Genomic DNA, 19135 nt, shown 5'->3' on the forward strand with positions numbered 1-19135 from the left:
GCTTCGACCTGATCTTGTGCCGCGTTACCCCCCGCGGCGCCCGTCCCGTTCTCGGTTCCGCTCTCGGTTCCGCCCTCGGCGAGGTGGCGCCGGAACCTGCGCCGGACCACCTCGGAGATGGCGGCGACGTCCCCGCCCTCCGCGCCCCCGCGGATCTCGAACCGCCGGTAGTCCGACTTGCGCGCGAGCCCGTCCTCGAACACCACGAGCGACGCGACGACGTTGCTGCCCTGGACGTGGCTGACGTCGACGCACTCGATGCGCAGTGGCGCGGTGTCGAGCCCGAGTGCGTCCTGGATCTCCTGCAGCGCCGCCGACCGCGCCGTGAGGTCGCCCGCCCGGCGGAGCTTGTGCTGGGTGAACGCCTCGGCCGCGTTGCGGGCCACGGTCTCGGCGAGCGCGCGCTTGTCGCCGCGCTGCGGCACGCGCACCTGCACCCGCGAACCGCGCAGCCCCGAGAGCCAGTGGACGAGCGTGTCGAGCTCGGCCGGGAGCTCCGGGACGAGGATCTCCTTCGGAACGGGCTGGTGGGCGTCGTCGGCGGAGCCCGCCAGCGCCGCCTGCTCGCCGTAGAACTGGGTGAGGAACCGCTCCACGAGCTGCGCGGTGTCGGTGGGTTCGACCTTGTCGACCACCCAGCCACGCTGGCCGCGGACCCGGCCGCCGCGCACGTGGAAGACCTGGACGGCCGCCTCGAGCTCGTCCTCGGCGAACGCCACGACGTCGGCGTCGGTGCCGTCGCCCAGCACCACGGCCTGGCGTTCCATCGCGCGGCGCAGCGCGCCGATGTCGTCGCGCAGCCGGGCGGCGCGCTCGAACTCGAGCTCGGCGGACGCCTCGGCCATCTTGCGCTCGAGCTGCCGGACCAGGTGGTCGGTGCGTCCGGAGAGGAAGTCGCAGAAGTCCTCGACGATGTCGCGGTGCTCCTGGGCGTCGACGCGTCCGACGCACGGCGCCGAGCACTTGTCGATGTAGCCGAGCAGGCACGGGCGCCCGATCTGGCCGTGGCGCTTGAACACCCCGGCGCTGCACGTGCGGGCCGGGAACACCCGCAGCAGCATGTCGAGGGTCTCGCGGATCGCCCAGGCGTGCGCGAACGGGCCGAAGTAGCGCACGCCCTTGCGCCGCGGCCCCCGGTAGACCGACAGCCGGGGGAACTCCTCGTGCATCGTGACCGCGAGCACCGGATAGGTCTTGTCGTCGCGGTAGCGGACGTTGAACCGCGGGTCGAACTCCTTGATCCAGTTGTACTCGAGCTGCAGCGCCTCGACCTCGGTGGCGACCACCGTCCACTGCACGTGCGCCGCCGAGGTGACCATCTGGCGTGTGCGCGGGTGCAGGCCGGAGATGTCGGCGAAGTACGAGTTGAGGCGCTGGCGCAGGCTCTTCGCCTTGCCCACGTAGATGACCCGGCCGTGCTGGTCGGAGAAGCGGTACACCCCGGGGGCCTCCGGGATGGACCCGGGGGCCGGACGGTAGGTGGCGGGATCAGCCATGGCCTCACCAGGGTAGGACCGGCCTCCGACACGCCGTGAGCGGACCGCCCCCTCGGCGCGTCACGGGTGTGGTGTACACGGAACCGTCGGCCCGCCGTGATAGGACTTGCCGTCGATGCGAACGCGCGTTCGAACCGACGGGGGGATCCGATGGGGCTCGACAAGCTCGACACGATCCGCAAGCTGCTCGCCAAGGCGGAGCGCGCGGCCACCGGCGCCGAGGCCGAGACGTACACGGCCAAGGCGATCGAGCTGATGGCCCGCCACGGCGTCGACGCCGCGCTGCTCGCCGCCGCCCGGCCCGGCAGCGACCGGATCGGGCCGCAGCGCATCGAGATGCAGGATCCCTACAGCGCGGGGAAGGCCAGGCTGCTCGGCTGGACCGCGGCGGCGCTCGGCTGCCGGTGGGTCCTGCACGGGGCGCGGGGCGGCAAGGTCGCCGCGGTCACGGTGTTCGGTCACACCTCGGACCGGCAACGCGCCGAGCTGCTCTACACGTCGCTGCAGCTGCAGGCCACCACCCAGCTGGTCCGGGTGCGCTCGACCCGGCCCGGTGAGTCCGTGGCCGCCTACCGCCGCTCGTGGCTGCACGGCTTCGCCGTGGAGGTCCACCGCAGGCTCAGCACCGCCGAGGAACGCGCCGCCACAGATGCGCCCGCCACCGCCACCGGCGGCCCGTCCGTCGCGCTGGTGCTGGCCGATCGCCGCGAACAGGTCGACCGCGCCTACGCCGCCGCCTTTCCGCGGCTGGCCACGGCCCGGCGCGCCGTGCTGTCCGGATCGGGCTTCGCGGCCGGCGCCATGGCGGGCGAGCGGGCCGACCTCGGCCACGGCGGCGGCCTCGGTTCCCAACAACGCTCGGCGCTAGGAGGGTGCTGAACAACTCCGCCCGTAGCGAGCGGTGTCCAGGTGGTGGCATCGCAAGGCGGAGGAGGGGCCGATACCGCTGTTGTATCGGGCCCGACGACAACGCCGCGAGGGCGCCGCCTGGGCGCCGCGCAGTAGGGCCGAGTTGTTCAGCGCGCTCCTACGGGAGCGCGCTGAGATGGGCGCCCGCGGGTCACGCGGGCAGGGCGATGAGGCGGTCCACCACCAGCTCGAGGTCCTCGCCCACCACGTGCGGGCGCGCCACCACGTCGGGCACCGCGCCTTCGAGCCGGGTGGCGAAGCCGCCGATCAGCCCGGCCCGCACGGCACCGTGCACGTCCCAGGAGTGCACGGCCACCAGTGCCACGCGGTCCCCCATGGCGTCCACCTGCTGGCAGGCCCAGTTGTACACGCGGGCGGGCGGCTTGAAGGAGCGGATCTCCTCGGTGGAGAGCACTCCCCGCAGGTAGGTGCGCAGCCCGGCCCGGTCGAGGGCGTCGGAGGCCACCTCGGCGCCGCCCTGGGTGAACGCGTAGGCAGGAATCCGGGCCCGCGCGAGCGCCCGCAGCGCCGGCTCCACATCCGGGTACGGAGGCAGCTCCGCGAAGCCGGCCAGCACGTGGTCGAGCGCCTCCTCCGACAGGGTGTGCTGCGCGGTGGTGCGCAGCGCCGCCCTCGCCACCTCGGCGAACGGGCGCACCGCGCCGGCGAGCGTGAGGGCCATCCCGTCCCGCAGCGTCCGGGTGTAGAACAGCTCCCACTCGTGGTCGGGCCGTCCCACGTCCACGAAGCGCGAGCGCAGCGCCGACACCTGCAGCATCGTCTCGAACACGTCGAAGAGCACCACGCGAGGCCGGCGGTCCGGCACCCGCATGCGGTCCAGCTGGCTCGCGCCCTCCACCGTGCTCATCGTGCCCCGTCCGTCGTGCCCTGCTCGTCGCGGCGGGGTCTGTGGGTCGTGCCGGGTCTCATCGTGCCGTGTTCATCGCGCCAGTCGTGCTTCCACTCGTCGCTCACCCGGGCCACCCTTCGGCGTACCACCCGGACCGTACGGATGAAGATCGTTGCTCAGTGCGACGGAGCGGAGCGGAGCGGAAGCGTTCCGTAGCGCCGAACGGCGTTCAGAACGCGCCGAACGTGCAGCGCGCGCAGGGGCGCGAGCGCGTATCCGGGGTAGCTCGCCAACCATGTCGCGCTCCCGAGACTCACGGCGTCGGCGCCCGCCCAGAAGTACTCCCGGCAGTCGTCCACCGTGCGGATCCCGCCCGTCGCGATGATCGGCAGGGTCACCCCGGCCTCCCGGAGCTCGCTCACCACCCGCAGTCCGATCGGCTTGATCGCCCGTCCGGAGAGGCCCCCGTAGCGGTTGGCGAGCCACGGCGTGCCCGTGCGCGGGTCCAGGCGCAGCGCCTTCACCGTGTTGATCGCGGTCAGCGCCGACACCCCCGCCTTCGCGGCCTGTTCCGCGTTGCGCAGGTAGTCGTAGTCGGGCGACAGCTTCAGGATCACCGGGTGGTTGCTGCGGGGCACCGCCTCGTCGAGCACATCCTGCAGGATCGTGGAGAAGTCGAAGTTGACGTTGTGGCAGGAGACGTTGAACTCGACCGCGGCGATGTCACCGGGCGGCACGGCGGCGTTCACCCGGTCCACGAGGGTCACGAACTCCTCGGCGGAGAAGCCACCGAGCGAGATGATCACGCGCTGGTCGCGGGTACGCGGGTAGTAGTCGCGCAGGTAGGCGTCGATGCCGACGTTGCACCACCCGAACGCGTTGAGCCAGCCGCCGTCGGTGCCGCGCAGCACCGTGCGGTACCGCTTGAGCAGGCCGGGCAGCTCGCTGAGGGCGTAGTCGTCCCGTGTGGTGAAGTGGCCCTCGCGGGGCTCCACGGTCAACGTCCTGGTGGTCACGGCCCCGAACTCGGCCAGCGGCACGAACAGCGACACCGGGCTCATGCCGTACGGCACGAGCGCGGAGTTCGACACCCCGTATCCCAGCAGGCTCGACGACGTGACCAGCCGGTTGCGGAGCACGATGTCCCCGAGGCGGACACTCTCTTCGCCGGACGGATCCCGGCCGACCTGATCACGGGCACGCAGCACGGCACCGATGGTACGTGCGAGCAGCGACCGGGCCGTCGCCCGCCGTCGATCGGCCGCGACGGCTCAGGAGGTGCGGGCGGCGGCGTGCAGCGCGCGGAGCTTCCCGATGGCGTCCACGGCGCGGAAGCCGTCCACGGCCTGGATGGCCAGCACCGGCAGGTACTCGTCGTCGGGCAGGTCGAGCCGGGCCCAGGACGCCCCGTCCGGGAACGCCACGCGCCGCACGAGCTCCCACGGCACGCGCCGGCTGGTGAGGAGGTTGCGCACCTCCACGCCCTCGGCGTCGGCCCGCACCCGGGGCAGCGCGAGCAGGAGCACGCCACCGGCCACCATCAGGCCCAGCAGCACGAGCGCCACCTGGTCGGCGAAGCGGAAGTACACGCCGGTCTCGGTGGTGCGCAGCAGCACGCCCACCACGACGAACAACACCACCACCGCCACGGCACCCACCCACGCGGCGATCAGCACCTTGCGCGGCCGCAGCACCAGCGGCTCGGGCCGATCGACGGGCCCGCCGGGGGCGGCCTCCCCGAGACCGCTCCGGGCGGCCTCGCCGCTGCCGGGTTGAGTCACGAACTCCTCCGCAGGTCACGCAGTGCCAGTGCGGTGTGGAGCGCCGCGAGGCAGGCCTCCGCGCCCTTGTCCTCCGCCGAGCCGGGAGCGCCGGAACGGTCCACCGCCTGGGCCAGCGTGTCACAGGTGAGCACGCCGTTGCCCACCGGCGTGCGCTCGTCCAGCGACACGCGCGTGAGCCCGGCGGTCACGGCGTCGCAGACGTACTCGAAGTGCGGCGTGCCACCCCTGATCACCACGCCGAGGGCCACCACCGCGTCGTGGCCCGCGGCGAGCTCCTGGCACACCACCGGGAGCTCGATGGTGCCGGGCACCCGCACCAGGGTCGGGCTGTCCACACCGGCCTTCGCGGCGATCTCCAGGGCGCGTTCCACCATCGTGTCCACGATGTCGGCGTGCCAGCTGGCCGCGGCCACGGCCAGGCGCAACCGGCCGGCGTCCGGGATGTCCTGGACGATCGGCCGGCCCTCGCCGCTCATCTGCTGTCCGCCGGGCTCATGTCCCCGTCCCGTCCGCCGCCACCGCAGCGGCGACCTCGTCGAGACCGGGCAGGTCGTGGCCCATCCGGTCGCGCTTCGTCCGCAGGTAGCGAAGGTTCTCACGGCTCGCCCGCACCGGCAACGACACGCGTCCGGTGATGGTGAGGCCGTAGCCCTCCAGCCCCGCGCGCTTGTCCGGGTTGTTGGTGAGCAGCCGCATCGTGGTGATGCCGAGATCCACCAGGATCTGCGCGCCGATGCCGTAGTCGCGCGCGTCGGCGGGCAGGCCGAGCGCCAGGTTGGCGTCCACCGTGTCGGCGCCCGCCTCCTGCAGCTGGTAGGCCTGCAGCTTGTGGAGCAGGCCGATGCCCCGGCCCTCGTGCCCCCGCATGTAGAGCACCACCCCGCGGCCCTCCGCGGCCACGGCGGCGAGCGCCGCGTCGAGCTGGGGGCCGCAGTCGCAGCGCATCGAGCCGAACACGTCGCCGGTGAGGCACTCGGAGTGCACGCGCACCAGCACGTCCTCCCCGCTGCCCTCCGGCGTCCCCACGTCCCCGCGCACCATCGCGATGTGCTCGATCCCGTCGAGCAGCGAGTCGTAGCCGAAGGCGATGAACTCGCCGTGGGCGGTGGGGATGCGGGCCTGCGCCACGCGCACCACGTGCTTCTCGAAGCGGCGGCGGTAGGCGATCAGATCGCAGATGGTGATGAGGGTGAGGTCGTGGTCCTCGGCGAACACCCGCAGCTCGTCGCCACGGGCCATGTCACCGTCGTTCTTCTGCGACACGATCTCGCACAGCGCACCCGCGGGCGAGAGCCCGGCGAGCCGGGCCAGGTCCACGGCCGCCTCGGTGTGTCCGGCACGCCGCAGCACGCCGCCCTCCCGGGCCCGCAGCGGCAGCACGTGGCCCGGGCGCACCAGGTCGGCGGGGCCTGCGGTCGGGTCGGCCAGCAGGCGGATGGTGTGTGCCCGGTCGGTGGCCGAGATACCGGTGGTGATCCCCGCCTTCGCGTCCACCGTCACGGTGAAGGCGGTACGGAAGTTGTCGGCGTTGGAGTGGTGCATCGGAGGCAGGTCCAGCCGGTCGCACTCCGCCTCGGTGAGCGCCACGCAGACGTAGCCGGAGGTGTAGCGGACCATGAACGACACCAGCTCGGGGGTCGCCATCTCGGCCGCGAAGATGAGGTCGCCCTCGTTCTCGCGGTCCTCGTCGTCCACCACCACCACGGGCTTGCCGGCCCGCAGGTCGGCCAGGGCCCGCTCGATCGCCTCGAAACTGCCGCGCCGCGGGTCGGTCGGAGGCGCATCCGTACCGGCGGCAAGGGGTGCCGGCTCTTCCGGGGCTGCCTGACCGTCCATCGCTCCACCGTTCACCGGACCACCGTCTCCTGCCCTGCTCACTGGGCTCTGGCCTCCTCGCCGACCGCCGCCGCGGAACCGCTACCACCGACGTACCCGACGGCAAGCCGTTCCACATACTTTGCGACGACATCGACCTCCACGTTCACGTTATCCCCCGGTTCCCGGAACCCGAGTGTGGTGTGTGACAAGGTCGTAGGGATCAGCGCCACCACGAAACTGTCGGGCGCCACTCCCGCCACGGTCAGCGACACCCCGTCCACGGCCACCGAACCCTTCTCCACCACGTACCGGGCCAGCTCCGCCGGCAGGCTGAACCTCAGCTCGTCGCTGCGCTCCCCCGGCGTGCGGGTCAACAGCGTCGCCACCCCGTCCACATGCCCCTGCACGATGTGGCCGCCCAGCCGTCCCGTCACCGGCACGGCGCGCTCCAGGTTCACCCGCGCGCCCTCGGTCACCGTGGAGAGGCTCGAACGCTTGAGCGTCTCGGGCACGAGTTCCACGGTGAAGGTGCCGTCGGTGCTGCCGTCGGGGTCGATGACGGTGAGACACACCCCGTTCACGGCGATCGAGTCCCCGTGGCGGGCGTCGGTGGTGACGGTGCGCCCGCGCACGGTGAACACCACAACCTCGGCGCTCTCGCGCACCGCGAGCACCTCGCCGATCTCCTCGACGATCCCGGTGAACATGTGCGTGCTCCCTTTCCGCCGTCACGGCCGCATCTGGTGCAACCGCGGGCCACTGCCGTTCGTTACCCGGCCCGTCGTGATCATCCTCGCCGGGCGGACGGCGCGGTCACGGCGCCCACCTGCGGTGGGTCGACGCCTTCACCACGCGGTCCCGCAGCGCCTGCACCGCGCGCGCCGGGTCGTCGGCGCCGTAAACGGCCGAGCCGGCAACGAAGCAGTCCACCCCGGCCTCGGCCGCCGCCTCGATCGTGTCGGCGTTGATGCCACCGTCGATCTCCACCAGCAGCGTCAGGTGACCGGTGTCCACCATCCGCCGGGCCGACCGCACCTTCTCGAGCACCTCGGGCATGAAGCTCTGCCCGCCGAACCCGGGCTCCACGCTCATCACGAGCAGCGTGTCGTAGTGCCGCAGCGTCTCGAGGTAGGGCTCCAGCGGCGTGCCCGGCTTCACCGACAGACCGGCGCGGGCGCCCGCCGCGCGCAGGTCGGCGGCCAGCGCCACCGGGTCGCGCGCCGCCTCGACGTGCACCGTCACGTTGTGCGCTCCGGCCTCGGCGTAGCCCACCGCCCAGCGGTCCGGGTCGTCGATCATGAGATGGCAGTCCAGCGGGATCGTCGTGGCCCGGATCAGCGACTCCACCACCGGCAGCCCGAGGGTCAGGTTCGGCACGAAGTGGGCGTCCATCACGTCGACGTGCAGCCAGTCGGCGCCACTGCCGGGCGGACCGCCCACCGCGGCTGCCTCGTCGGCGAGCCGGGCGAAGTCGGCCGCGAGAATGCTCGGGGCGATCATCGGTTGCACCTACCGAAGATTACGCCGCACGGTCCGGGCGTCCGGTGGCTCCCGGTGTCTCCGAAAATGTCGGGGTCCTGCGGTGCACTGGTCCTCATGTCAGCACCCCAGTCGGTCGACGAGCAGCTGAGTCACCTGCTCGTCGGCGAGTCGCCCGCCGTCGCCGCACTCGTCCACCGGCTCCGGGCGGTGGTCCGCACCGCGCATCCCGACCTGCGCGAACGCGTCTACCCGGGGTGGCACGGGCTCGGTTTCCACCATCCGCGCGCGGGTTACCTGTGCGCGCTGTTCCCCCGTGACGGCGGCGTCAACGTGGGGTTCGAGCACGGCGCCGACCTGCCCGACCCGCACGGCAGGCTGCTGGGCGAAGGCCGGCGCATGCGCGACGTCCGCGTCGAGGTGACGGCCGGGCCCGAGGAGGACGAGGTGGTGGTCGACTACCTCGACCTGGCCCTCGACTGGGCCCTCGACCGCGCGGCGGGCAACCGCGCCGGCCGGGCCCGCTGAGCCCGCGTCACGCCACGCGGCGCAGCAGCGCGAGGAACATGGCGTCGGTCCCCTGCCGGTGCGGCCACAGCTGCACCGTGGGGCCGTCGCCGAGGTCGGGCACACCGGGCAGGTACTCCCGGGCATCGAGCCGTTCCACGTCCGGGTGCTTGCGCAGCACACCCGTGAGCACGCCCACCGTCTCGGCCAGGTGGGGCGAACAGGTGACGTAGGCCACCACCCCGCCGGGCCGGACGTGGCGCAGCGCCGCCGTCAACAGCTCCCGCTGGAGCTTCGTCAGCCCCGACACGTCCTCCGGCCGCCGCCGCCAGCGTGCCTCCGGGCGACGCCGCAACGCACCGAGGCCGGTGCAGGGGGCGTCCACCAGCACGCGGTCGTACGCACCGTCGGGGAGCGGGGCCTCCCGGCCGTCGGCCACGTGGACGGTCACCGGGAGCCCGTCGACGGCCCGGCGCACCAGGTCGGCGCGGTGGGTGCTCACCTCCACGGCGTCCACCTCCACCCCGTCGAGCCCGGCCAGCCCACCGAGCAGCGCGGCCTTGCCGCCGGGGCCGGCACACAGATCCAGCCACCGGCCGGTGTCCGTGCCGGTGAGCCCGGCCCGCGACAGGGCGAGCGCCACCAGCTGGCTGCCCTCGTCCTGCACCACGGCGAGGCCTTCGTTCACCGCGTCCAGCTCGCCGATGGCGCCGCTGCCCGGCTCGAGGTGCACGCCGTACGGGGAGTACGGGGCCTCCTCCCCGCCGGTCACCAGGGCCAGCTCGGCCGCGGTGATCTCACCCGGCCGCGCCAGCAGGTGCACGGCGGGGCGCGCGTCGTCGGCCGCGAGTGCGGCGTCGAGCTCCTCCGGGGCACCGAGCGCGTCGGCGAACGCCTGGGCGATCCAGCGGGGGTGGGCGTGCGCCATCGCCGCGTGGCCCACCGGGTCCTCGGCGGCCGGCGGCGCCAGGCGTTCCACCCAGGCCTGCTCGTCGTGCTCCCCCACCCTGCGCAGGATCGCGTTGACGAACCCCGCGGCCCGGGTGCCCGCATCGCCGCGCACGAGCTCCACCGTGGTGTCGACGGCGGCGTGCGGCGGGATCCGGGTGCGCAGCAGCTGGTAGGCCCCGAGCCGGAGCGCGTCGAGCAGCGGCGGTTCGACCCGGATCAGCGGCCGGTCGGTGCAGGCCTCGAGAATCGCGTCGAGCAGCCCCTTGGCCCGCAGCGTGCCGTAGCCGAGCTCGGTGGCCAGCGCCGCTTCCCGGTCGTGCAGCCCGTGGCGCCGCAGGATCGACGGGAGGGCGAGGTTGGCGTAGGCGTCGCGGACCCGCACGGAGGTGAGCAGGTCGAGCGCGGCCTGCCGGGCCGGGTCCGGTTCCGGGGGCCGGGGTGGTCCGCTGCGCCCGCGCGGCGGACCGGCGGTGCGGTGGCCGCCCGGCGACGGAGCACCCGCTCGCCGGCGCGGCCGGCGGCCCGGCGCGCTCACGCCACTGTCCAGGACGCGGGAGCGGGGGTGCCGGACGCGGGGCGCCGGGTGCCGGAGTCGGCTGGGGTGCTCATGTCAGGAGGCCTCCCGGCTCGATGTGTGCCCCGCGTGCCCAGTCCGGCGCCGGCATCGCCCGCTTGCCCACCGGTTGCACCTCGCCCAGCTGCAGGGGCGCTCCCACGGTACCGACGAGCACCCGGCGCTTCTCCACGTGCAGCTCGCCGGGCTTGAGCACCACGGGCTCGGTAGCCGGCACGGCGGCGACGGGGCCGAGCCCGAGCCGCTCACCGCGGAAGGTGGTCCAGGCACCGGGCTCCGGGGTGACCGACCGGATCAGCCGGTCGATGGCCAGCGGCGGGGCGCCCCAGTCGATGCGCGCGTCGGCGGTGGTCACCTTGGGCGCGCGCGAGACACCCTCGGCCGGCTGGGGCCGGGGCCGCAGTGTGCCGTCGGCGATGCCGTCCATCGTGGCCACCAGCAGCGCCGCGCCGGAGACCGCCAGCCGCCCGAGCAGGTCGCCCGCCGTGTCGGCCGGACCGACGGGCTCGGTGACCACACCGAAGGTCGGCCCGGTGTCCATGCCCTCCTCCAGGAGGAACGTGGTGGCCCCGGTGACCTCGTCGCCGTGACGCACGGCGGCCTGCACCGGGGCCGCACCGCGCCACGCCGGCAGCAGCGAGAAGTGCAGGTTGACCCACCCCCGGCGCGGGATGTCGAGCGTGGCCCGCGGGATGAGCGCGCCGTAGGCGACCACCGGGCAGCAGTCCGGCGCGATCTCGGCGAGCTCCGCCCGGAACGCCGGGTCCGACGGCCGGGCGGGGGTCAGCACGGGGATCCCGGCCTCGTCGGCGAGCGCGCCGACGGGCGACCGCACGAGCTTGCGGCCCCGCCCTGCGGGGGCGTCGGGACGGGTGACCACGGCGGCCACCTCGTGCCGTGACGAACCGAGCAGCGCCCGCAGGGACGGCACCGCAGGCTCGGGGGTCCCGGCGAACACCAGTCTCACCGGCCGCTACCTGACCTTGCCGAAGATGGGATGGGGGCTGACCTTGACCTGCGGCGCGGGCGAGCCGAACCACTCGGCCGCGCGGATCTCCGCCATGGCCTGCCTGCGGGTCTCCTGGTCGAGGCGGTCGACGAACAGCACGCCGTCGAGGTGGTCGGTCTCGTGCTGGATGCACCGGGCCAGCCGCTCGCTGCCCTCGACGGTGACCGGCTCACCGTGCTCGTTCCAGCCGTGGGCCACCACGTGCAGGTGCCGCCGGCAGTCCCAGCGCAGCCCGGGGATCGACAGGCACCCCTCCGGCCCCGTCTGCTCCTCGTCGCCCACCACCTCGAAGGTGGGGTTGACCAGGTGGCCCGCGAACCCGTCGCAGTCGTAGGTGAACACCCGCAGCCCGACGCCGAGCTGGGGCGCCGCGAGCCCGGCGCCACCCTCGTCGTGCATCGTGTCGGTGAGGTCGGCGACCAGCTTGCGCAGCTCCGCGTCGAAGGTGGTGACCTCGACGGCGGGCGTGCGCAGCACCGGGTCACCGAAGAGCCTGATGGGCTGGACGGACACGGATCTCCTCGCGGACGACAGCGGACGGGACGGCAGCGGATCGGACGGGAACGGGCGGCACGGCCACCGGCAGACATCGATTCTGCCACGGGGACCCCGGCCGGACGGACGCCGCGGGGGCGCCGCCGCGGTGTCAGCCGATCTCGACGGGGTCGAGACGCACCCGCACCGGATCGGGCACCTTGCGGGCGGTGCGCGCGGCCTGCGCGGCGTGCAGAGCCGCGGCCATCGCACGCCCGTCGGCCCGCGGCACGCGCAGCAGCGCCCGCTCCCGGACCTCCGGCGGCTCGTCGCCCGCGGCGATGCCGACCGGGTCGAGCTCGACGGGGCCGAGCACCTCGACGACCGCCGGCAGCTCCGCGAGCATGTCGGCGACGGCGCCGGCCGTGCCCTCCACGGTGGCCATCCGCACGGCGGGTGGGAAGCCGACCTCGGCCCGGGACGCGAGCTCGGCCGCGGCATGCCCGGCGGGATCCCAGCGCACGAGGGCCTGCACCACCGGGATCGCGGTGTCGGCCATCACGACGACGCGGCCTCCCTCGGTGTGCGGGACGACGAGCGCCGCGGCGGCGAACCAGCGCCGCAGGGTCTCCTCGGCCACGCGCAGGTCGGGGCGGGACAGCATCGCCCACCCGTCGAGCAGCAGGGCGGCGCCGTAGCCGCCCGCGGCGCGCGGCTCGGCGCCGGGGGTGGCGACCACCAGCTCCGGCTGGGCGGCCACCTCCGCGAGCACGGGGGCACCGCCACCTGAGGTCCGCACCGCGGTGCCGGGGAACGCCCGCCCGAGCTCCTCGGCGGTGCGTCCGGACCCGACCACCCCGGCCCGCAGCCTGCGCGACCCGCACGCCGGGCAGCGGAACGCGCTGTCGGGCCGGCCGCACCAGCGGCAGTGCGGCAGCCCGGCGGCGTCGTCGTGGGCACCGTCGCGCCCGCGCCGGCCGGTGAGCCCGAGCGGCCCGGCACAGTGGCGGCAGCGGGCCGTCTCGCGGCAGGTGCCGCAGGCGAGCCAGGGCAGGTATCCGGCGCGCGGGACCTGCACCAGCACCGGTCGGCCCGCGCCCAGCGCGGCGCGGGCGGCCTCGAAGGCCAGGTGCGGCAGCCGGGCCGCGCGCGAGTCGGGGTCGCGGACGAGCTGCGCGTCGGTCTCGCCGAGCGCGGTGATCCGCGGCATCGCCGCGCGCACCGTGGCGCGCTCGGCGACGACCTCCCGGGCCCAGCCCGACCCGACGAGCACGTGCGCCTCGGCGGTGCGGGCGAACCCGCCCACCAGCAGAGCCGCTCCCGCGCTGTGGGCGCGCAGCACGAGGACGTCGCGGACGTGCGGGTACGGTGCCCGCGGTTCGGAGTGCAGGTCGTCGCCGTCGTCCCAGACGGCGAGCAGCCCGAGGCGGTCGACGGGGGCGAACGCCGCCGACCGGGTGCCCACGACGACCCGGACGTGGCCACGGCGCACCGCGAGCCAGCGCCGGTACCGCTCCGCAGGACCCAGCTCGGCGGTGAGCGCGACCACGCCGTCGGCCCCGAGCCGGGCGGCGCACGCGGCGTGCAGCGCCGCGACGTCACGCTGGTCGGGGACGACCAGCACGGCACCGCGCCCCGCCGCGACGGTGGCCGCGGCCGCCTCGGCGAGCCGTTCGGGCCAGCACTCCCCCGGCAGCGCCTGCCACACCGCGTGGGCGGTGCGGCCGCGGGCGAGCGCGTCGAGCAGGGCCGCCCCGTGCTGGTAGCGCCGCCACGCGGCCGGCTCGACCGGGCCGGCACCCGGCGCGGCGGCCGGGGCGGGTGCCGGCTCGGTGCTGCCCTCAGCCGGCGCCGCAACGTCCACCGCGGCGGCCTCCGCCTTGGCGTGCCGCGGCGGCACGGCGAGGCGCAGGACGTCGGCGAGCACCCCGGCGTACCGGTCGGCCACCGCGCGGCACAGCGCGGCGACCTCCGGGGTGAGCACGGGCTCGGGTGACACCACCTTCTCCACCCAGGCGAGCTTGCCGGTGTGGGGCGACTCGGCCAGCCGCTCCAGCAGGTAGCCGTCGACCAGCCGCCCGGCGAAGCGCACCCGCAGCCGCACTCCCGGCACCGCGACCGCGGCGAGGTGCTCGGGGACGCGGTAGTCGAAGGGGCGGTCCAGGTGGGCGAGCGCGACGTCGACCGCGACCCGGGCCACCGGCAGCTCGGCGGCAGGCCGCCACTCACCACGGTTGCGGCCCGGTCGCGCCACAGAACCTCCTCGCTGCGGGCCGCCCGGTCTACCAGACACCGCCGGCGGCGGCGCGTCGGCGACGGCACCGTCGACCGGGCCGGGCACGCCGGGCAGCGCGGTGCCCTCCGGCGCCCTCTCGACCTCGGAGGGCCGGGCAGGGGCCGGGGACGGCACCGCGCCGGCGGCGCGGGACCGGTGGACCGTGCTGCTGGTGGTCATGCCGCCATCGTGGGGGCGGCCCCCGACAGTCACGCCGGGTTCAGCGGGCCGCGGTACGGACTTGTCCCCAGGACGGGACCGGGCAGGCCCGCTCAGCTCGCCGCGGACTTGAGTGCGTCGGCGCGGGAGGTGCTCTCCCACGGCAGATCCACGTCGGTGCGGCCGAAGTGGCCGTAGGCGGCGGTCTGGGCGTAGATCGGGCGCAGCAGGTCGAGGTCGCGGATGATCGCGGCCGGCCGCAGGTCGAACACCTCGGTGATCGCCGACTGGATCTTGATCGGGTCGACGTGCTCGGTGCCGAACGTCTCGACGAACAGGCCCACCGGGGCCGCCTTGCCGATGGCGTAGGCGACCTGCACCTCGATGCGCTCGGCCAGGCCCGCGGCGACCGCGTTCTTGGCGACCCACCGCATCGCGTAGGCGGCCGAGCGGTCGACCTTCGACGGGTCCTTGCCGGAGAACGCGCCGCCGCCGTGCCGGGCGAAGCCGCCGTAGGTATCGACGATGATCTTGCGGCCGGTCAGGCCGGCGTCACCCATCGGGCCACCGACGACGAAGCGCCCGGTGGGGTTGACCAGCAGGCGCAGGTCGCCGACGTCGAGGCCCAGCTCGCGGATCTCCGGGTCGACGACGTGCTCGCGGATGTCGGGGGCGAGCATCCCGTCGAGGTCGATGTCGGCGGCGTGCTGGCTGGACACGACCACGGTGTCCAGCCGGACGGCCTTGTCGCCGTCGTACTCGATGGTGACCTGGGTCTTGCCGTCCGGGCGCAGGTAGGGCAGCAGGCCGGACTTGCGCACGTCGGTGAGCCGGCGGGCCAGCCGGTGGGCCAGCGCGATCGGCAGCGGCAGCAGCTCCGGCGTGTCGGTGTTGGCGTAGCCGAACATGAGGCCCTGGTCGCCGGCACCCTGGCGGGCGATCTCGTCCTCGCTCGACTCGACCCGGCTCTCGTACGCGGTGTCGACGCCCTGGGCGATGTCGGCCGACTGGGCCCCGATCGCGACGTTGACGCCGCACGACGCCCCGTCGAAGCCCTTGGCCGACGAGTCGTAGCCGATGTCGAGGACCTTCTCGCGCACCAGCGTGGGAATGTCGGCGTAGGCGCTCGTGGTGACCTCGCCCGCCACATGGACCTGCCCGGTGGTCACCAGCGTCTCCACGGCCACGCGGCTACGAGGGTCCTGGGCCAGCAGTGCGTCGAGCACCGTGTCGCTGATGGCGTCACACATCTTGTCCGGGTGCCCCTCGGTCACCGACTCGCTGGTGAACAACCGCCGGCCTGCGTTCGCCACGCCGTACTCCGTCCGTTCTCGCTCGATCCGCTCTCGCGACCGCAGCTCAGGTGATCTCCGACCGGCCAGCCTAGTGGACGGCCGTGTGCAGCCTCCCAGGAGTGGCGTTCGGGCGAAATGTGAGGTTCTGGTGACGATCCGCTCACCGAATGCATGCGTGTCACTCTTTCCGGTGATTCCGGTGGGGGCGCCGAATCGGTTTGCCCGTGGTTCGTTGGGGGCAGCGAGTAACCAGTGCAATGCGGGCCGCCCTGATGGAGGAACGCGACGATGAACGCCCTCACCTCACTGCGGTATCGCCCGGGCAGGCGCGAGGCCGCGGTCGGCGCGATGGTCGCGGTCGCCGCGGCCGGGGTCATGGCCTCGGTCGCCGGGGCCGCAGCGGGGGCGGCCGCGCCCGCCGGCCGGTGCACCGAGAACCTCAACGTCCGCTCCGCACCGGATTCCCGCGCGGAGATCATCGCGGTGTGCACGGCCGGCACCGAGGTGCACGTGGGCGAGACCCACGGCGGGTTCGTGCGGCTGGCCGACCTCGGCGGCTGGACGGTGGCGCAGTACGTGACGGTGCCCGCGGTCGCCGCGTCCCTCCCCGTGCAGCGGACACCGGACCAGGACGTGGCCCTCACCCCGCCCCCCACGCCGGAGACCGACTTCCACGGCTGACGCCGCAGACGCGCAGCTCAGAGCCGGGCGGCCACGGCGTCCCAGAGGTACGAGGCCAACAGCGCCTTGGAGCCGGACCCGAGTTCGGTCTCGCTGCCGTCGGCCCCGAGCAACCATCCCGAGTTGTCGGCCACCTCGAACGCCTTGCCGTCGCCCACGGCGTTGACGATGAGCAGGTCGCAGCCCTTGCGGGCGAGCTTGGCCCGGCCGTGGTGCAGCGCGTCGCCCGTGGCGTCGCCGGTCTCGGCCGCGAAGCCGGCCACGATCTGCCCGGGCTCCCGGGCCTGCACGAGCTCGACGAGGATGTCCGGGTTGACGGTCAACGCCAGCGGCTCGGGATCGCCGGACCCCTTCTTGATCTTGTGGTCCACGAGCGCGACGGGCCGGAAGTCGGCCACCGCCGCGTTCATCACCACCGCGTCCGAACCCTTGGCGGCGGCGCGCATCGCGTCGCGCATCTCCCTGGCCGAACCGGCACGCACGACGTCGACCGCGGCCGGGTCGGCCAGATCGGCCGTGTGCCCAGCGACCAGCGTGACGGCGGCTCCGCGCTGGGCCGCCACCCTGGCGATGGCGTAGCCCTGCCGGCCCGACGAGCGGTTGCCGAGGTAGCGCACCGGGTCGAGGGCCTCCCGGGTGCCGCCCGCGGACACGACGACCCGGCGGCCGGACAGGTCGCGGGGCAACGCGTCGCCGCGTTCGAGCAGCAGGCGGGCGAACTCCGCGATCTCGTCGGGGTCGGGCAGCCGCCCGCGGCCGGTGTCCTTGCCGGTGAGCCGCCCCGAGGCCGGCTCCAGGACGACGACGCCGCGGGAACGCAGCAGCTCGACGTTGGCGCGCGTGGCCGGGTGATCCCACATCTCGGTGTGCATGGCCGGGGCGAACAGCACCGGGCACCGGGCGGTGAGCAGCGACGCGGTGAGCAGGTCGTCGGCCCGGCCGGAGGCGGCGCGGGCCATCAGGTCCGCGGTGGCGGGAGCGACGACGACGAGGTCGGCCTCCTGGCCGAGCTTCACGTGCGGCACCGCCGGCACGTCGGTGAACACGCCGGTGTGCACGGGCTGCCCCGAGAGCGCCTCGAAGGTGGCGGCGCCGACGAACTCCAGGGCGGCGGCGGTGGGCAGCACCCGCACGGAGTGGCCGCTCTCGGTGAGGCGGCGCAGCAGCTCCGCGCTCTTGTAGGCCGCGATGCCGCCGGCCACCCCGAGCAGCACCCGGGGCCTGGTCAGGGACTCCATGCGTGACCTCGCGGCCTCACCACTCGCCTGTGGACTAGCTCGCCCGTTACTGCTCGCCCTCGGTGTGCTCGAGCAGACCGGCCTGGATCTCGCGCATGGCGATCGAGAGCGGCTTCTCGCGCGGGCCCGGCTCCACGAGCGGGCCGACGTACTCCAGCAGGCCCTCGCCGAGCTGCGAGTAGTAGTCGTTGATCTGGCGGGCGCGCTTGGCGGCGTAGATCACGAGGGCGTACTTCGAGCTGACCTGGCCCAGCAGGTCGTCGATGGGCGGGTTGGTGATGCCCTCGGGGATGGAACCGGCAACAGGACCGGTCAGAGGCATGCTCACGAAGAAGACTCCTGGGTGTGGTCGGGCGTCGGGACCGTGTCACGGACGGACCGGTCACGATGTGACGAGTCCGTCACTGACACGGGCCGACCAGCAAGTCTACCAACTGCGCAACAACGTCCTTCACGTCGTCGTTGACCACGACGACGTCGAACTCGTGCCGGGAGGCCAGCTCCTCGCGCGCGGTCTCGAGCCTGCGCTCGTACTGCGCCTCCGACTCGGTGCCCCGCCCGCGCAGCCGGCGCGCCAGCTCCTCGAAGGAGGGCGGCTCGAGGAAGACCGTGATGGCCTCCGGCAGCGCGGTCTTGATCACCCTGGCGCCCTGCAGGTCGACCTCGACCAGCACGGGGCGGCCGGCGGCCAGGGCCTGCTCGACGGGCTCGCGCGGGGTGCCGGAACGCTGGAGGCCGCCGTGGATCTCGGCCCACTCCAGCAGCTCGTCGCGTTCGATCAGGTCGTCGAAGCCGCTCGGCCCGACGAAGCGGTAGTGGACGCCGTCGACCTCGCCGGCGCGTGGATCCCTGGTGGTGGCGGAGACACTGAAGTACAGCGTGGGCAGCTGCGCACGTAGCTCGCTGACCACGCTGCTCTTCCCGACGCCGGAGGGACCGGCCAGTACTACCAGCCGGCCCCTCCGCCCGTACGGGCTCGTGCGGCTACTGATCCTGAGCTCGCAAGCTAGCTCAGGACTCGAAGTCGGCCAGCAGCGCCTTGCGCTGCCGGTCGCCGAGACCCCGCAGTCGACGCGACGGCGCAATCTCGAGCCGCTCCATGATCTGAGCGGCCCGGACCTTGCCGACGCCTGGCATTGCCTCGAGCAGCGCCGAGACCTTCATCTTGCCCAACACCTCATCGGTGTCGGACTGCTTGAGAACCTCCGGGAGGGTGGTTCCGCCGCGCTTGAGCCGGTCCTTCAGCTCGGCCCGGGCCCGGCGCGCCGCAGCCGCCTTCTCCAAGGCGGCAGCACGCTGTTCCTCGGTCAGCTGGGGAAGGGCCACGGTCTCCTCCGTCTTTCGTCGTGCGGCCTGGAATCAGGGCGCATCCTCACCACCGTCGCGGGCGTGCCGCGGCTATCACTGAACGTACTCACGCCTCCCCCGTAAGGGGAAACGGGGGGTGCCACCTGGAGGTTCTTTCGGTGCGTAGCCATCCGATCGATACCACGTGAAAGTGCCGGAACGGGTATACAACCCGCCCGTTCACCGCACCGTAGGGACCGTCCCCTGACGAGTGCACCCCACAGAGACATACGAAAATCGGGGCAGCAGTGTTTCTTGTTGATCGGAACTCGTCGACGAAAGGGAGGAG

Annotated in this window: 20 protein-coding genes; 3 read left to right on the forward strand and 17 right to left on the reverse strand. The window is 73.8% G+C overall.

Going from position 1 to position 19135, the window contains the following annotated elements:
* Window positions 1-1496, reverse strand: a 1496-nt coding sequence (uvrC, locus tag HF577_RS20500) for an excinuclease ABC subunit UvrC (protein WP_169397529.1), incomplete at its 3' end; no start/stop codon positions are given.
* A 150-nt stretch (window positions 1497-1646) separates the two neighbouring features.
* Between uvrC and HF577_RS20505 the strand changes: the two genes are divergently transcribed.
* On the forward strand, window positions 1647-2375 hold the full coding sequence (locus tag HF577_RS20505; protein ID WP_169397530.1) for a DUF2786 domain-containing protein: 729 nt from the start codon (window positions 1647-1649) through the stop codon (window positions 2373-2375).
* Window positions 2376-2556: 181 nt separating this feature from the next.
* Here HF577_RS20505 and HF577_RS20510 read toward each other — a convergent pair whose 3' ends face one another.
* From HF577_RS20510 to rpe, 7 genes are all read right to left on the reverse strand, one after another.
* Window positions 2557-3273 (reverse strand): HAD-IA family hydrolase, encoded by a 717-nt coding sequence (locus HF577_RS20510; protein ID WP_246266787.1) that lies wholly within the window; start codon window positions 3271-3273, stop codon window positions 2557-2559.
* 158 nt (window positions 3274-3431) lie between these two features.
* The gene (locus tag HF577_RS20515; RefSeq protein WP_169397531.1) at window positions 3432-4463 is read right to left on the reverse strand and encodes a beta/alpha barrel domain-containing protein; all 1032 of its coding nucleotides are present in this window, start codon (window positions 4461-4463) and stop codon (window positions 3432-3434) included.
* Between the two features lie 63 nt (window positions 4464-4526).
* Window positions 4527-4952 (reverse strand): PH domain-containing protein, encoded by a 426-nt coding sequence (locus tag HF577_RS20520; protein ID WP_169397563.1) that lies wholly within the window; start codon window positions 4950-4952, stop codon window positions 4527-4529.
* 80 nt (window positions 4953-5032) lie between these two features.
* A complete protein-coding gene (ribH, locus tag HF577_RS20525) occupies window positions 5033-5515 on the reverse strand; it encodes a 6,7-dimethyl-8-ribityllumazine synthase (protein WP_169397532.1) in 483 nt (160 codons plus the stop codon).
* A gap of 16 nt (window positions 5516-5531) precedes the next feature.
* Window positions 5532-6875, reverse strand: coding sequence for a bifunctional 3,4-dihydroxy-2-butanone-4-phosphate synthase/GTP cyclohydrolase II (locus tag HF577_RS20530; RefSeq protein ID WP_169397533.1), 1344 nt, complete (start codon window positions 6873-6875; stop codon window positions 5532-5534).
* 38 nt (window positions 6876-6913) lie between these two features.
* Window positions 6914-7564 (reverse strand): riboflavin synthase, encoded by a 651-nt coding sequence (locus HF577_RS20535; protein ID WP_169397534.1) that lies wholly within the window; start codon window positions 7562-7564, stop codon window positions 6914-6916.
* 106 nt (window positions 7565-7670) lie between these two features.
* Window positions 7671-8357 carry a ribulose-phosphate 3-epimerase gene (rpe, locus tag HF577_RS20540; RefSeq protein WP_169397535.1) on the reverse strand — a complete coding sequence of 229 codons (687 nt, stop codon included), beginning with the start codon at window positions 8355-8357 and terminating at the stop codon, window positions 7671-7673.
* 96 nt (window positions 8358-8453) lie between these two features.
* Here rpe and HF577_RS20545 point away from each other — a divergent pair, with 96 nt between their 5' ends.
* Window positions 8454-8864 carry a DUF1801 domain-containing protein gene (locus tag HF577_RS20545; protein ID WP_169397536.1) on the forward strand — a complete coding sequence of 137 codons (411 nt, stop codon included), beginning with the start codon at window positions 8454-8456 and terminating at the stop codon, window positions 8862-8864.
* A gap of 7 nt (window positions 8865-8871) precedes the next feature.
* Here the strand turns inward: HF577_RS20545 and HF577_RS20550 are convergent, their stop codons facing one another.
* The 5 genes from HF577_RS20550 to metK all read right to left on the reverse strand — a co-directional run bounded on the left by HF577_RS20550 (window position 8872) and on the right by metK (window position 15598).
* Window positions 8872-10329 (reverse strand): RsmB/NOP family class I SAM-dependent RNA methyltransferase, encoded by a 1458-nt coding sequence (locus HF577_RS20550; protein ID WP_169397537.1) that lies wholly within the window; start codon window positions 10327-10329, stop codon window positions 8872-8874.
* A gap of 70 nt (window positions 10330-10399) precedes the next feature.
* The gene (gene fmt, locus HF577_RS20555) at window positions 10400-11335 is read right to left on the reverse strand and encodes a methionyl-tRNA formyltransferase (RefSeq protein ID WP_169397538.1); all 936 of its coding nucleotides are present in this window, start codon (window positions 11333-11335) and stop codon (window positions 10400-10402) included.
* A 6-nt stretch (window positions 11336-11341) separates the two neighbouring features.
* Complete coding sequence (def, locus tag HF577_RS20560; RefSeq protein WP_169397539.1) at window positions 11342-11890, reverse strand: peptide deformylase; 549 nt, start codon at window positions 11888-11890, stop codon at window positions 11342-11344.
* Window positions 11891-12023: 133 nt separating this feature from the next.
* Complete coding sequence (locus tag HF577_RS20565; RefSeq protein ID WP_169397540.1) at window positions 12024-14306, reverse strand: primosomal protein N'; 2283 nt, start codon at window positions 14304-14306, stop codon at window positions 12024-12026.
* Between the two features lie 92 nt (window positions 14307-14398).
* Window positions 14399-15598 carry a methionine adenosyltransferase gene (metK, locus tag HF577_RS20570; protein WP_169397541.1) on the reverse strand — a complete coding sequence of 400 codons (1200 nt, stop codon included), beginning with the start codon at window positions 15596-15598 and terminating at the stop codon, window positions 14399-14401.
* Window positions 15599-15868: 270 nt separating this feature from the next.
* Between metK and HF577_RS20575 the strand changes: the two genes are divergently transcribed.
* A complete protein-coding gene (locus tag HF577_RS20575) occupies window positions 15869-16261 on the forward strand; it encodes an SH3 domain-containing protein (protein WP_169397542.1) in 393 nt (130 codons plus the stop codon).
* A gap of 17 nt (window positions 16262-16278) precedes the next feature.
* Here the strand turns inward: HF577_RS20575 and coaBC are convergent, their stop codons facing one another.
* The 4 genes from coaBC to mihF all read right to left on the reverse strand — a co-directional run bounded on the left by coaBC (window position 16279) and on the right by mihF (window position 18825).
* The gene (gene coaBC, locus HF577_RS20580) at window positions 16279-17499 is read right to left on the reverse strand and encodes a bifunctional phosphopantothenoylcysteine decarboxylase/phosphopantothenate--cysteine ligase CoaBC (protein ID WP_169397543.1); all 1221 of its coding nucleotides are present in this window, start codon (window positions 17497-17499) and stop codon (window positions 16279-16281) included.
* 46 nt (window positions 17500-17545) lie between these two features.
* The gene (rpoZ, locus tag HF577_RS20585; RefSeq protein ID WP_169397564.1) at window positions 17546-17821 is read right to left on the reverse strand and encodes a DNA-directed RNA polymerase subunit omega; all 276 of its coding nucleotides are present in this window, start codon (window positions 17819-17821) and stop codon (window positions 17546-17548) included.
* A gap of 79 nt (window positions 17822-17900) precedes the next feature.
* Window positions 17901-18491: a guanylate kinase gene (gene gmk, locus HF577_RS20590; RefSeq protein WP_169397565.1), complete on the reverse strand. Its 591-nt coding sequence runs from the start codon at window positions 18489-18491 to the stop codon at window positions 17901-17903.
* Between the two features lie 19 nt (window positions 18492-18510).
* A complete protein-coding gene (gene mihF / locus HF577_RS20595; protein WP_169397544.1) occupies window positions 18511-18825 on the reverse strand; it encodes an integration host factor, actinobacterial type in 315 nt (104 codons plus the stop codon).
* Window positions 18826-19135: the final 310 nt, after the last annotated feature.

The organism is Pseudonocardia xinjiangensis, assembly GCF_012911925.1.
In the GTDB taxonomy this organism is placed as follows: Bacteria; Actinomycetota; Actinomycetes; order Mycobacteriales; family Pseudonocardiaceae; genus Pseudonocardia; species Pseudonocardia xinjiangensis.

Bases quoted from the DNA above. Each gene is read 5' to 3' on its own strand.
- HF577_RS20510 (WP_246266787.1), bottom strand. From the start codon at position 3,273: ATGAGCACGGTGGAGGGCGCGAGCCAGCTGGACCGCATGCGGGTGCCG.
- HF577_RS20575 (WP_169397542.1), top strand. From the start codon at position 15,869: ATGAACGCCCTCACCTCACTGCGGTATCGCCCGGGCAGGCGCGAGGCC.
- HF577_RS20505 (WP_169397530.1), top strand. From the start codon at position 1,647: ATGGGGCTCGACAAGCTCGACACGATCCGCAAGCTGCTCGCCAAGGCG.
- ribH (WP_169397532.1), bottom strand. From the start codon at position 5,515: ATGAGCGGCGAGGGCCGGCCGATCGTCCAGGACATCCCGGACGCCGGC.
- rpoZ (WP_169397564.1), bottom strand. From the start codon at position 17,821: ATGCCTCTGACCGGTCCTGTTGCCGGTTCCATCCCCGAGGGCATCACC.
- HF577_RS20530 (WP_169397533.1), bottom strand. From the start codon at position 6,875: ATGGACGGTCAGGCAGCCCCGGAAGAGCCGGCACCCCTTGCCGCCGGT.
- HF577_RS20535 (WP_169397534.1), bottom strand. From the start codon at position 7,564: ATGTTCACCGGGATCGTCGAGGAGATCGGCGAGGTGCTCGCGGTGCGC.
- HF577_RS20565 (WP_169397540.1), bottom strand. From the start codon at position 14,306: ATGACCACCAGCAGCACGGTCCACCGGTCCCGCGCCGCCGGCGCGGTG.
- HF577_RS20545 (WP_169397536.1), top strand. From the start codon at position 8,454: ATGTCAGCACCCCAGTCGGTCGACGAGCAGCTGAGTCACCTGCTCGTC.
- rpe (WP_169397535.1), bottom strand. From the start codon at position 8,357: ATGATCGCCCCGAGCATTCTCGCGGCCGACTTCGCCCGGCTCGCCGAC.
- coaBC (WP_169397543.1), bottom strand. From the start codon at position 17,499: ATGGAGTCCCTGACCAGGCCCCGGGTGCTGCTCGGGGTGGCCGGCGGC.